The sequence below is a fragment of the Streptomyces sp. VTCC 41912 genome, from assembly GCF_045799175.1.
Classification (GTDB): domain Bacteria; phylum Actinomycetota; class Actinomycetes; order Streptomycetales; family Streptomycetaceae; genus Streptomyces; species Streptomyces albulus_C.
Window position 1 is genome coordinate 561,202 of the sequence record NZ_JBJMAB010000001.1, and the last position, 12,076, is coordinate 573,277.

10 protein-coding genes are annotated in these 12,076 nt (G+C 70.0%); 3 read left to right on the forward strand and 7 right to left on the reverse strand.

The features are described from left to right. Positions 1-20: 20 nt before the first annotated feature. The gene (locus tag ACJ6WD_RS02570; protein WP_020929343.1) at positions 21-1,499 is read right to left on the reverse strand and encodes an FAD-dependent monooxygenase; all 1,479 of its coding nucleotides are present in this window, start codon (positions 1,497-1,499) and stop codon (positions 21-23) included. Positions 1,500-2,304: 805 nt separating this feature from the next. On the opposite strand from ACJ6WD_RS02570, the gene ACJ6WD_RS02575 reads away from it, so the two are divergent. Continuing rightward, entirely contained in the window at positions 2,305-3,003 is a 699-nt protein-coding gene (locus ACJ6WD_RS02575; protein WP_407615053.1) for a hypothetical protein, read from the forward strand. A 56-nt stretch (positions 3,004-3,059) separates the two neighbouring features. On the opposite strand, the gene ACJ6WD_RS02580 is transcribed toward ACJ6WD_RS02575, so the two are convergent. The 4 genes from ACJ6WD_RS02580 to ACJ6WD_RS02595 form a co-directional block, all read right to left on the reverse strand. Next, the gene (locus tag ACJ6WD_RS02580) at positions 3,060-3,734 is read right to left on the reverse strand and encodes a response regulator transcription factor (protein WP_233656326.1); all 675 of its coding nucleotides are present in this window, start codon (positions 3,732-3,734) and stop codon (positions 3,060-3,062) included. 788 nt (positions 3,735-4,522) lie between these two features. Next, on the reverse strand, positions 4,523-5,164 hold the full coding sequence (locus ACJ6WD_RS02585; protein WP_331249557.1) for a ScbR family autoregulator-binding transcription factor: 642 nt from the start codon (positions 5,162-5,164) through the stop codon (positions 4,523-4,525). Positions 5,165-5,596: 432 nt separating this feature from the next. Then, positions 5,597-7,168 (reverse strand): MDR family MFS transporter, encoded by a 1,572-nt coding sequence (locus tag ACJ6WD_RS02590; RefSeq protein ID WP_233656324.1) that lies wholly within the window; start codon positions 7,166-7,168, stop codon positions 5,597-5,599. A 227-nt stretch (positions 7,169-7,395) separates the two neighbouring features. Then, complete coding sequence (locus ACJ6WD_RS02595; RefSeq protein WP_331249559.1) at positions 7,396-8,259, reverse strand: NAD(P)H-binding protein; 864 nt, start codon at positions 8,257-8,259, stop codon at positions 7,396-7,398. A gap of 439 nt (positions 8,260-8,698) precedes the next feature. Here ACJ6WD_RS02595 and ACJ6WD_RS02600 point away from each other — a divergent pair, with 439 nt between their 5' ends. Next, the gene (locus ACJ6WD_RS02600; protein WP_233656322.1) at positions 8,699-9,109 is read left to right on the forward strand and encodes an SgcJ/EcaC family oxidoreductase; all 411 of its coding nucleotides are present in this window, start codon (positions 8,699-8,701) and stop codon (positions 9,107-9,109) included. A gap of 152 nt (positions 9,110-9,261) precedes the next feature. Here ACJ6WD_RS02600 and ACJ6WD_RS02605 read toward each other — a convergent pair whose 3' ends face one another. Beyond that, complete coding sequence (locus tag ACJ6WD_RS02605; protein WP_407615054.1) at positions 9,262-9,837, reverse strand: TetR/AcrR family transcriptional regulator; 576 nt, start codon at positions 9,835-9,837, stop codon at positions 9,262-9,264. 142 nt (positions 9,838-9,979) lie between these two features. Between ACJ6WD_RS02605 and ACJ6WD_RS02610 the strand changes: the two genes are divergently transcribed. Next, the gene (locus tag ACJ6WD_RS02610) at positions 9,980-10,837 is read left to right on the forward strand and encodes an SDR family oxidoreductase (RefSeq protein ID WP_407615055.1); all 858 of its coding nucleotides are present in this window, start codon (positions 9,980-9,982) and stop codon (positions 10,835-10,837) included. Between the two features lie 387 nt (positions 10,838-11,224). On the opposite strand, the gene ACJ6WD_RS02615 is transcribed toward ACJ6WD_RS02610, so the two are convergent. Beyond that, positions 11,225-12,073 carry a helix-turn-helix transcriptional regulator gene (locus tag ACJ6WD_RS02615; protein ID WP_233656318.1) on the reverse strand — a complete coding sequence of 283 codons (849 nt, stop codon included), beginning with the start codon at positions 12,071-12,073 and terminating at the stop codon, positions 11,225-11,227. Positions 12,074-12,076: the final 3 nt, after the last annotated feature.

The following is a 12,076-nucleotide window of genomic DNA, read 5'->3' on the forward strand; positions in this document are numbered from 1 at the left end:
TGCCTGCTTTCGTGCTCGGGCTAGCGGGCGGGGCCGAACCAGCGGGTGAGGGCGTCGGTGGGCGCGGCGGGGCCGGCGGGGTGGATCCAGGCGAGGTGGCCGTCGGGGCGCAGCAGGACGGCGGTGGTGCCGGCCAGCGGGCTGGCGGGCGCGAGCGCGTGCGGGGTGGCCGTGACGACGTCGACGGCGTGGGCCCACGGCGCGGCGGCGCGGCGCAGGTCCGCGTCGTCCGCCAGGTCGAGGAGGACGCCACGGGCGGGGTGTAGCAGGCGGGTGGTGCTGGTCTTCCGGCCGTCGGCGGTGATCAGCTCCAGGTGGGGCATGCGCATGCCGAGCAGGGGGTGGTCGCCGGGGCCGACGTCGTAGCGGATCTCCAGGCCCGAGACCATGCCGGCCAGGTGGCGGCTGACGACGTCGTAGCGGATGAGTTCGGCCAGCACGTCGCGGACGGGCTGCATCTCGTCGCCGCTGAGGAAGAGCATGCCCTGCGCCTGGGTGTTCATCAGCAGGCGCCGGCCCACCGGGTGGCGTTCGGCGTGGTAGGTGTCCAACAGGTCGGCGGGGGCGGTGCCGTGGAGGACCGCGGCGAGCTTCCAGCCGAGGTTGACGGCGTCCTGGATGCTGGTGTTCATGCCTTGTCCGCCGGCCGGCAGGTGCACGTGGGCGGAGTCGCCGGCCAGCAGGACGCGACCGCGCCGGTAGGCGGTCACCTGGCGGGCGGGGTCGCCGAAGGCGCTGACCCAGACCGGGGTGCCGTGCGAGATGTCCTGGCCGGTCAGGCGCTGCCAACCGGCCGCCACCTCCTCGAAGGCGGGCGGCTCGGTGCGGCGGCGGGGCGGGGCGCCGCGTTCGCACACGATGATGCGGTCCACGCCGTCGCCGAGCGGTGCGGACATCACCATGCCGCCGGCGACGGTCTCGCCGATGGGCCGGGGGGTGATGTCGCAGCCTCGGACGTCGGCCAGGAACATCTCGCGGGTCGGCGCGGTGCCGGGGAAGTCGAAGCCGGCGGCCTTGCGGACGGTGCTGCGGCCGCCGTCACAGCCCACCAGGTAGCCGGCGCGCAGGTGGTGGGTGCCCTCGGGGCCGGCGACGGTCACCGTCACGGCGCCGCCGTCGGCGTCGTCGGCGAGGGCGAGGACTTCGTGGCCGCGGCGGATGTCGGCGCCCAGCGTGGTGGCCCACTGTTCCAGGACGGTCTCCGTCGTGGACTGGGGGACGCCCTTGACTCCGTAGTGGGCACCGTCCAGCACGGCGAAGTCGACGGGCTGGCCGCCGAAGTGGCCCAGGGTGCTGGTCTCGATCTCGCCGAAGCCCGGGAGCAGGCCGCGCTGGTCGAAGACCTCCATGGTGCGGGCGGTGAATCCGAGGCCGCGGGATTCGCCGGTGCGCTGCGGAAGGCGTTCGAGAACGATGACGTCGACGCCGGCCAGGCGCAGTTCGCCGGCCAGCATGAGTCCGGCCGGGCCGGCGCCCACGACGATGACGGAAGCATCCATGTGTGTCTCTCCCTTGGGCTGGTGGGGCCCCTGTGTGAAAGGAAGGCGGAATAGGCGGTCCGGCCGCTGAGGGGCGCCGCGGGCGGCACCTGCACGGTGCCGCGGTAGGTGCTGCACACCCTTCTTCACGGCACGTGGCGAAGGTTCGGGAAAACCCTCCGGCGAGGGCCGCGACGGCATGTGGCTCCTTGTGCGGAGCGGGCTTCGTGACGGCCGGGCACAGCCTTTGCGAAAGGGGCCCTTAGGCGCTTGAACGGCCCCGGAAAAGGCGCGCTTTGGCGGTTCCGGAACACAGTGCAGCGGAAGCTAGTAATGAGCTTCTTCGGTGCGGCTTCAGAGATCAACCCTATTTTTCCAGGAAGCTCGCAAGATTGCTCAGAAGAGGCTCAGCATTCATAGCGCAAGCCAAGGGGAACGTCAGAGGAGTGTCAGATCGTGGCGTCGGCCACACTCCGGGGCGGGCGGGCATTGCCGTCTGACGTGGTCCGCACGGTTATTTGTAAGTCCTCTGTGTTAAGCGTGCTGCGTGCTGACTCTTCTCCAGGAATACGAAGATCACTTGCCGACCGGCGACGGTTTCGGTTTTGCTGGAAGTCCACTTCGGAAAAGGAGTTGACCTTCGGTGGCAGAGTCGATGCGTGCGGTGCCCGTGGCGGAGCGGTGTCAGGCAGCCGCGTGCCGGGCCGCGGGGAACGCGCACGTACGGGGAGCGGGCGACGACGGTATTTCGCTGTGCGGCGCGTGCCGGGAGTCGACCGGGGAATTGCTGCGGGCCTTGCCGCACCTGTACGAGGAATGCGGACGGATGTTGAGCAGTTCGGGCGGGCCGCGGGAGCGGACCAGCGGGGGCCCGCTGCCGGGAATGCCGTTCAACACCGCGGCCACGGAGGTCCGTTCCGGCATCGTGACCACCTTGGCGTCGTGGAGCGGACTGGTGGCGCAGGAGCGTGGGGTGGCGGCGCCGGCGCGGACCGTGCCGGTGTTGGCCCGGTGGCTGGTCGAGCACCTGGAGTGGTTGGCGGCGCATCCGGCGGCCGGTGAGTTCTCCGCGGAGCTTCACCGCTGGGTGCGGGCCGCCCGCCGGGTGACGTCGTCGGGCGCGGTGCGCCGGGTGCCACTCGGGACGTGCGTGGAGTCGGGGTGCGGCGGGACGCTGGTGGCGCGGACGGGGGGCCCGTCGGCGGGGGCGGCGGAGATCCGGTGCGACGCCGACGCCGGGCACCGGTGGGCGGAGTACGAGTGGGCGCAGTTGCGGGGCCGGATGACGCCGCCGGGGACGGGCGGCACGCGGCGCACCCAGTGGGTTTCGCCGCAGGACGTCGCGCGGATCTGGCGGGTGTCGTTGGGCAGCGTGTACCGGCTGGCCAGCGAGAACACCTGGGGGCGGCGGCGGGTGGGCGGGCGCTCGCACTACGACGAGGCGGACGTGCGACGGACCCTCAGCGCGCGGATGGCGGGCCGGTCGACCGCGGTGACGGACGTGGCGACCGGGACGCGGGGATAGCGGCGGGGCGGGAATGACCGTGGGGCGACGGCGAGCCGTCGCCCCACGGTGCTACGTCATCCGCCGAAGCGGAATCCGACACCTCGGACGGTGATGATCCATTCACTGGACCCGAGCTTGCCCCGTAACGAGCTGACGTGCGTGTCGATGGTGCGGGTCAGCTTGGCGCCGAGGGTGCCGCGGGCGCCGCGGGCGCCCCACACCTTGTCCATGAGTTGCTCGCGGGAAAAGACCCGGGCGGGTTGCGAGGCGAGCAGGTGGAGCAGGTCGAACTCCTTGCGGGTCAGCTTGACGGGCTCCTCGTTGAGGAAGACCTCGCGGCCGTCCCGGTCGATCTGCAGGGGGCCGTAGGCGATGCTGCGGCCTTCCACCGGGCGCGGTCGCACCCGGCGCATGACGGCTTCGATCCGGGCCAGGAGTTCCCGCAGTCCATAGGGCTTGACCATGCAGTCGTCGCAACCGGCCTGGAGGCAGAGGACCCGGTCGAGTTCGGTCCCGTGTCCGGTGAACGCGATGATGGGTACGTCGCTGGATTCCCGAATGCTGCGACAGACCTCCAGACCATCGATGTCGGGAAGTTCGAGGTCGAGGAGAATGAGGTCGTAACCCTCGTAGGATTTTAGGGCGTTGGCACCGTTGTCGGTGAGCTCGACCTCATAGCCGTGTCTCCTCATGGCCTGTCGCAGAATATCTCCGGATTGCCTGTCGGATTCCGCCAGCAAGACATGCATCAATCCCCCGGTTCATGGGCGCCTGAACGTCAATGATAAGGCGAGCGCGATTTCCGCTATGGGCCAGGGATTTCAAGACAGTGGTCATTACCTGAGGGGCGGCGGAAGAATCATCACACAGCACTGTATGATCCCCGTCCACAAGTCCCCCATCCCTGTTGACGTGAGGGACGCCTATACCCTTGTCCCCGGCGACATAAACAACCGCATAACCCGAACCGCCACCCTAAGCGCGGCTCCCGCCTGCCCTGCAAGCAAAATAGCAAGCAGACTTGTCGGTTTGTCAAGGAAACGATCACCCAAGGATGGCATGTACACGCATAAACCCGTCGCAGAGTGCGACAAAGGGAGCTCTACACCCGAGGAATAGCGCGACTTTCCCGGGCCGCACCCCGCAGGAATCGCACGAAACCGACAGGAGCCACCCTTACGGCGCGTGGCGCGTGAACCGTAAGGAATCGTGGGTTAGTTGCCGCGCCAACCAACCGGAAGTGCTGATTCCATAGCGGAACGGCGCCCCGCCCGAAGTTGCCCGGACAAATAGGGATGACCGCTCCCCGCTCGGGGACCTATCCTTTCGGACGGTGCGATCTGCCAAGGGCAGTCGTCGCGCAGTTGTGCAGATGTCCACGAGCGGCAGGGGGCGAAGGGTGTGCGTGCACCGCGGCGAAGCGCGGGTGGCCGGGGGCGGTTGGCCCCGGTCCGACACGTTCGCGACCGGAGCCGCCGCTCCCCCACCGCCCCGGCCGGACTAGGGCGGCGACGGTGGGGGCGGGCGGCCGCGCCGGTCAGCTCAGCGAACCGCTCAGCGCCGGCGCCGTCCCCTCACCGTAGCCGGCCGGTTGCGGCGCGCGGCCGGGATGGAGGCGCAGGCGCGGCAGCAGTTCGGCGGTGGCGATGGACGGCAGCAGGTAGCGCCATAAGGTGGCCAGGCGGTGGGTGAGGCCCGCGGTGGTCTTGGCCCAGTAGGGCTGGACGTTGGTGAAGAACCCCATCAACACGTCCGTGACCTCCACCGGATCGGCCCCCGGCACCAACTCACCGTCCCGGTCCGCCTGTTGCAGCATCCGCAGCAGCACGGCACGTAACTTCGCCTCGTGCGGTGCGGCGCCCCGGGCACATCCGGTGCCGTGCTCGGCGCTCAGCCGCATCGAGGCCCGTAGCACCACGTCGGTGGCGAGCCGCTCGGCGTGGCGCAGGCTGAAGTCGACCAGGCACTGCAGCGCCACCGGCCCGTCCGGGGGAACGAACACCTCCGCCGGAACGCTCGCCACCGCCTCGGCGAGCTGCTGCTTGGAATCGAAGTGGAAGTACAACGCCCCCCGCGTCAGTTGGGAACGGGCGAGGATTTCGGTGGTGCTCGTCCCGTCGTAGCCCCGCTCGCAGAACACCTCGGCCGCCGTCTGAACGATCAGGCGCCGCGTCTTCATCCCCCGATGTTGCTGAGCCATGTCCCCCCTTGAGTTCGTGCACAGGCACCAGGAACCACCAGGACCGACCTCGAACCGTCAGGTCGCGTGCCGGCCCGGGCCACCGGGGCAGGGATACCCACTGCCCCGCCAAGTACCGTGTGACACCCCTTCGTTGCGCAGGCCCACCGCGCGCGCGGCGCCTGCCTGGCCGTCACCGTAGAACTCTCCCCAGCTCCAGGTCACGACGCCGCGCCAGTATGGCGCGGCGTCCAGCGACAAGGGAAGTCCTTTACTCCTCAATGACCAGGTCACGACTCCCAGGCACGGGACGCGCCACATCCGGCTCCCCGTGGGGGAGTGGGGTCGCCGGAGCGGTGCGGGTCACCGCCTAGGTGTCGGCGGGTCGGTATCGGGGGGTATCGGCGGGTCGTTGTCGGGGGCGTGGCGGACTCAGGGGTTCGCCGGTGAGCCGGGCTGTGCGGGGTCGGGCGCGAGGGCGTCGGCGTCGGCGCCCTCGGGGACGTTGGCGGTGCGCAGCGGCACCTCCTTGACGAAGCACCCGGCCACCAGCGCGAGGGCGGCCAGCACCGTGCAGAACAGGAAGATCCGGCCGGTGCCGTCGGCAACCGCGTTCTCGTAGGCCAGGCGCAGGGCGTGGGGCAGGCGGGCCAGGACCTCGGGGTCGGGTTGCGCACCGCCGGTGCCGCTCACCGGCGTGCCGTCGGCGGTGCGGGCGCCGGTCACGGCACCGGCGAACAGGGCACCGCTGATCGCGACGCCGACGGAGCCGCCCAGGGAGCGGGCGAGGGTGGCGGTGGAGGCGGCCACGCCGAGCTGGTCGAGTTCGGCGCTCTGCAGGGAGATGAGCAAGGTGGTCTGGGTCAACAGGCCCATGCCCAGGCCCAGTGCGGCCATGAACACGCCCAGCACCACGGGGCTGGTGTCGCGATCGGTCCAGCTGAGCAGGAACGAGCCGGCGGTCAGCGCCGCACCGCCGACGATCACGAACGCCTTGTACTTGCCGCTCTTGGTGATGAACTGGCCGCCGAAGGCGCTGACCGCGACCATGGCGGCGAACATCGGGAGCAGCAGCAGACCCGCGTTGGTCGCCGAGGCGTGCTGGACGACCTGTTGGAAGATGGGCAGGAAGGTCACCGCGCTGGTCATCACGCAGCCCAGGAACAGCCCGGCCACCGTGATCAGGGAGAAGTTGGCCTTCTTGAACAGGGCCAGCGGCAAGAGGGGTTCGGCGACCCGCCGCTCGACGCGGAGCAGCGCCAGGACGGCGGCCAGGGCCAGGACGAACAGCCCCAGCAGAGGCGGCGAGGTCCAGGCGTACTCCTTGCCGCCCCAGGTGGTGATCAGCACCACGGCGCTGATGGCGACGGTGAGCAGGATCACGCCGGCGATGTCGATGCGGGCCTTGGTGCGCCGGCGGGGCAGGCGGAGCCAGGCAACCATGACCAGGGCCGCCGCGCCGACGGGAACGTTGACGTAGAAGCACCAGCGCCAGCCGAGTTGGTCGGCGATCACGCCGCCGATCAGGGGCCCGCCGACCATGGCCAGTCCCATCACGGCGGAGATGACGCCTTGGTACTTGCCTTGTTGGCGGGGTGGGACCAGCGTGCCGATGATGGCCAGCGCACCGACCATCAGCCCGCCCCCGCCCAGTCCCTGCAGCGCGCGGAAGGCGATGAGTTGACTCATCGACTGGGCGACGCCGGAGAGCACCGAGCCGGCCAGGAACAGCACGATCGCCCAGACGAAGGCACCCTTGTGGCCGTACATGTCACCGAGCTTGCCCCAGACCGGAGTCGACACGGCGATGGTCAGCATGTAGGCGGTGACCAGCCAGGACAGTCGGTCCAGGCCACCGAGTTCGCCGACGATCCGGGGCATCGCGGCGCCGAGGATCATGCTGTCCAGGGAGCCCAGCAGCATGGCGAGCACCGCGGCGGCCATCACCACGTACAGCCGGGGTCCGCGCAGTAACTCTCCGTTCGCGGGCTGGCCTTGTGACACGGTCGTCCTCTCCTCGGCGGGGCGTTGCGCCGGTGGCGAGGCGGCCTCACCCACCAACTTACTTTCCGACAGGTCAGTTACTGGTCGACCTTAGGGCGGCGCGCGAAGCACCGTCAAGGAACGAACGTGTCAACCGGCCGCGAACGCCTCGCGTTTGGCACCCCCACGCCCCCGCGCGGGCGGACCCGGTGCTCGGATCGGGCCCGCCGCGCGCCGCCGCCCCGCGGTCAGCGGAAGTCGGCGACGTGGTCGCGGGCCCACTGCCCGAAGGTGCGCGGGGCGGCGCCGGTGACATCGCGCACGGTGGGTTGCGGGCCGAAGGCGGTGAGGTCGAAGTCGGCCAGTGCGTGCGGGTCGGTGGGGTTGCCGGCGTGATCGACGAAGCCGAGCAGGAAGTCCGCGGCGGCCGCGGCGAACCCGCCCTGCGCGCGGTAGCGCCGGCGGGCGTCTTCGGGGGTGACCTGCTCGAAGCGGACCTCCCGCCCCAGCGCCTCGGCGAGGGCGCGCGCCTGGTCGCGCAGGCTGATCGGCGGCCCGTTCACGGTGTGGGCCGCACCGTGGTGGCCGTCTTCGAGCAGGGCCGTCACCGCCACGTCGGCGATGTCCCGCTCGTGCACGGGGCACCAGATCGCCTCCGGAGCGGGATGGCGCACCACGCGTTCGGCACGGACGTCGGGCCCCCACAGCGCGACCTTGTTCATGGCGAACTCCCCCGGGCGCACATGGGTCCACTCCACCCCGGAGGCTTCGACCGCCCGCTCCACCGGCAGGTGGTGGACGGTGTCGTAGCCGGCGGTCACCGCGCCCGAGGACAGCGTGACGATGCGCCGCACCCCGGCGCGCTCGGCGGCCGCGACCACCTCGCGGACCGCGGTGGGAACGGGGAACAGGTACATCCGGTCCACCCCCTCCAACGCGGCGCCGAGGCCGGCCGGTTGGGTCAGATCACCGGCGACGGCCTGCGCGCCGGCGGGCAGGTCCACGCGGTCCGGATCCCGCGTCAGGGCCCGCACCTGGACGCCTGCCGCGAGGAGCCCTTCGACGACCACCCGGCCGACGCTGCCCGATGCGCCGGTCACCAGAATCTTCATGTCCATCCCCCTGCATGCCGAGGTGCCCGTGCGCCGGGCACCGCTCGTTTCCCGTCTCGGGTAAGGATTCCAGCCACCGTACGCCCATGACAGTGCAGGATGCACCGATCACCTTGCGCCATCACCACCACCCCGCAAACCGGCCCTTTCGGAACGAACCGGTCGGTGTCCGCATGGGCCCTGGTCAACGACCCGGCACGGGGCGGCGACCACCGTCGAGGGCCCGACGCCGTTGTCGCACACGGCTCAGCCGGGGCTCCGCCTGCGCGGCCGCGCCGCACTCAGACACCCCTGGGAGCAGCAACAAGACGACGGTGGCTGACAGTTGACGCGTGTCGACCATACCGACTTGCGCGCGCCTGGCCCGGTCCACTTAGCGTGACCGGGCGGCGGCCTCTCCGCCCGCACGCCGCCCACCCCCCACCGAAGGAGCACGACCATGGCCGTCCACCCCTGCACACCGGCCTTCCAGAACGACGACGCGCGCCACATCGCCGACCTCTTCGACGAGTTGGAGTCGGCCTTCGCCCAGCAGGACGCGGCGAAGTTCGACCGCCGCTTCACGGACGACGTGGTCTTCACCGCGGTCAACGGGATGCGACTGGTGGGCTGGGAGGCCCTGCACGCCTACCACCGGGAACGCTTAGGTCAGCACGCGGAGGGCATCGAGACCTGGTACGAGATCGAGCGGATCACCTTCCCCGGCCCCGACGTCGCGGTGGTCTTCTTCCGCCAGCCCGTCGCCATGGCCCAGCACCAACGCGTCAACGTGGGCACCTGGGTACTGGTCAAACAGGACGGCCAATGGCGCGTCTCCGCCGGCCAGAACACCGGCGTCACGACCGCCTGAGGCCACCCCGACACGCCAGGCACACCCACGCCCACACCACGGCAGGCCCGACACCCCGCACGGGCCTGCCCACCTCCACGCCATCCACGCCACCACCCCACCCCACCCCACCTCCACCGAGGCGCACGCCCGGGCGGGACGCGAACGCTCCGCTACGAACCCGTCCCGTAGCGGAGCCCGTCGAGGATCAGATCCAGCAGGCGACTGGCGCGTTCGCGCTGGCCGGGAGCGCGGGTGGCCAACGAGACACCGGAAAGACTGAGGCCGACGTCGAGGGGATCGACGTCCGAACGCAGGAGACGGGCCTCGGCACCGGCCCGCAACAGGGTGCCGATCGCGACGGTGAGCCTGTCGAGCGTCTCGGCGAAGGGATCCGCCCCCGAGGCGACCGCGAGCCGCAGTGCTTCCGCCATGCCCTGCTTGGCGGCCAGGTAGTCGACGAACTCGTCCATCCACCGGCGCATCGCCCGGTCCGCCGGGAGCTCGGCCAGCAGTCCCGCGACGCTGTCGCAGACCCGGGCCAGCTCGTTGCGGTAGGCCGCCTCGACCAGCGCCTCGCGGGTGGGGAAGTGCCGGTAGAGCGTGGCCGAACCGACGCCTGCGGCCTTGGCGATCGCGTCGATCGGCACGTCAGCCCCCCGCTCGGAGAAGGCACGGACGGCCGCTTCGAGAATGCGCTCCCGGTTGCGGCGGGCATCGGCGCGGAGCCGGCTCGGTGGGCTGGTCAAGGCTCCTCCCTTCGTCGGAGCCCAGTCTAACTGGACAACCGGGGATCTCCCCGGTTAGCGTGGAAAACTAAATGGGGAATCCCCCGTTTATCTTGCCCGTTCCCCCGTCCCTGCTCGCCGGCACAACATCAGGAGAACCCCGATGGCCTCCCCGAAGACCTCCCCGAAGACCGTCCTGATCACCGGCACCTCCTCCGGCATCGGCCTGGCCACCGCCGTCGCCGCGGCCCGGGCCGGCTGGACCACCATCGCCACCATGCGCGACACCGGCAAGGCCGACGCCCTGCTCACGGCCGCCGCCGCACACGAGGTCGCCGACCGCATCCAGGTCAAGCGCCTGGACGTCGTGAACCCCGAGGCCATCGCCACCTGCCTCGACGACGTGATCGCCGAACACGGGCGGCTCGACGCTCTGGTCAACAACGCCGGCGCCGCCCAGGTCGGCACCATCGAACAGGCCAGCCTCGACGAGGTGCGCGCCGCCATGGAGGTCAACTTCTTCGGAGTGGTGGCCACCACCCGTGCCGCACTCCCCCACCTGCGCGCCTCCCACGGCCGCGTGATCACCGTCACCAGCGTGGGCGGCGTCGTCGGCCAACCCTTCAACGAGGCGTACTGCGCCGCCAAGTTCGCCGTCGAGGGCTTCATGGAGTCCCTGGCCCCCGTCGCCGCCACCGTCGGCGTCGACGTCACCGTCGTCGAACCGGGCGCGGTGGCCAGCGAGTTCGTCACCAATCTCGGCCTGGACCCCGAAACCCTGCTCACCACGGCCGGCCCCTACGCCCCGGCCCTCCAGGCATACCTCGCCCGCACCCGACAGTCCTTCGCCGACGCCCAGACACCGACCGAAGCCGCCGCCCCCCTCATCGAAGCCCTGACCGCGGACCGCCCACCCTTCCGCATCCAGACCTCCCCCTGGGCCCGCGACTTCGTCGCCACCAAACTCACCGACCTCGACGGCTCCACCGTCCAGTCCCTCACCGACACCTGGGTCCGCTGACCGCCCCCACCCCGACCACAATCCCGGGCACCACCCACACACACCCAAAACAGGTCGCCCACCCGCCCCACCCAGAAGGGATGAACCGACAACCATCCCCGAACTGACCAGCCAATTCGCCGAGCCATTGGCCTGCGAGAATCCCCCCCACCCCAGAAACGCAAAAAACCCCAGATCAACTGGGGTTTTCGCTGGTGTCCGAGGGGGGACTTGAACTCTCCCTTCGGACGCCAGCCCATTAGTTAGCTGACCTGCGAGAACGCCTGCGACGCGCCGCAGAGTTGACAGCCCCCGTTGGTCATGCGTTCCCCCTGTTTCGGGCCGTTTCGGACCGCTGTTGGTCATGCGTTGGTCACGTGGCCAACGGGTCCAGAGAACCGACTTCAGTCAGTCCAGGGACGCCAATGCGCCCGCTATGAGAGAACGTGCCGCAGCTCCACGTGCGGCTCCCTGTGACAGCCGCTCAAAGGCTCGGGCGTACAGCTCGACCTGGCTGGGCTGCGTGAGGGTGGCAGCAGCATCCAGCGTGTCCGCGTGCACCCTGGTGTCGTCGAAGATCGTGAAGGTGGGCATGGGCCACATGGCCCGTTGCGCCGAGAAAGGGACGATACCCACGGCAACGTTCTGGAGATCCATAACCCCGAGCAGATGGCCAAGCTGCGCTGCCATCGTCTCAACGCTACACAGCCGGTACCGCAACACCGACTCCTCCAGTACGAACGAGAACCGGCGTGCGCCGTTGCTCAGCACCGCGTTTCGCCTCATGCGGGCCGCCACAGCATCACTCACGTCGTCTGGGGTTCCCCGAAAGCCTGCGATGGACGACAGCAGGGCAGCGGCATAGCCGGGCGTCTGGAGGAATCCGGGGATCACGTCGGAGACGTAGACCCTGAACATCTTTGTTTGTTGGTACAGGTCACCTGTCGATTCTTGCAGGCGACGGAGACCGCTCCGCTGAAGTCTTCTCCACTGCACATGAGCATCGGCGGACTGTCTGTTAGCCGCGATCAAGTCGGCGGCCTGATCCTCAACGGCGCAAGCCCGGCACCACGCTTTGATGTCCTGGTCGGAGGGAGGTGTCTTGGCGTTTTCGATCCGGGACGACTTCGACTCCGACCAGCCGCATCTGGCGGCCAGCTCCCGCCCACTGATCCCCACATCCTTCCGAATCTCACGCAGGCGGCCGGCGAGTTCTTCGCGGGCCCTCTGGACACGTGAAGAGGGGTGTGGGGACATGAA

Excerpts from the sequence above, each read along its gene's own strand:
- ACJ6WD_RS02570 (WP_020929343.1), bottom strand. The coding sequence starts at position 1,499 with ATGGATGCTTCCGTCATCGTCGTGGGCGCCGGCCCGGCCGGACTCATG.
- ACJ6WD_RS02575 (WP_407615053.1), top strand. The coding sequence starts at position 2,305 with ATGTTGAGCAGTTCGGGCGGGCCGCGGGAGCGGACCAGCGGGGGCCCG.
- ACJ6WD_RS02580 (WP_233656326.1), bottom strand. The coding sequence starts at position 3,734 with ATGCATGTCTTGCTGGCGGAATCCGACAGGCAATCCGGAGATATTCTG.
- ACJ6WD_RS02585 (WP_331249557.1), bottom strand. The coding sequence starts at position 5,164 with ATGAAGACGCGGCGCCTGATCGTTCAGACGGCGGCCGAGGTGTTCTGC.
- ACJ6WD_RS02595 (WP_331249559.1), bottom strand. The coding sequence starts at position 8,259 with ATGAAGATTCTGGTGACCGGCGCATCGGGCAGCGTCGGCCGGGTGGTC.
- ACJ6WD_RS02600 (WP_233656322.1), top strand. The coding sequence starts at position 8,699 with ATGGCCGTCCACCCCTGCACACCGGCCTTCCAGAACGACGACGCGCGC.
- ACJ6WD_RS02610 (WP_407615055.1), top strand. The coding sequence starts at position 9,980 with ATGGCCTCCCCGAAGACCTCCCCGAAGACCGTCCTGATCACCGGCACC.
- ACJ6WD_RS02615 (WP_233656318.1), bottom strand. The coding sequence starts at position 12,073 with ATGTCCCCACACCCCTCTTCACGTGTCCAGAGGGCCCGCGAAGAACTC.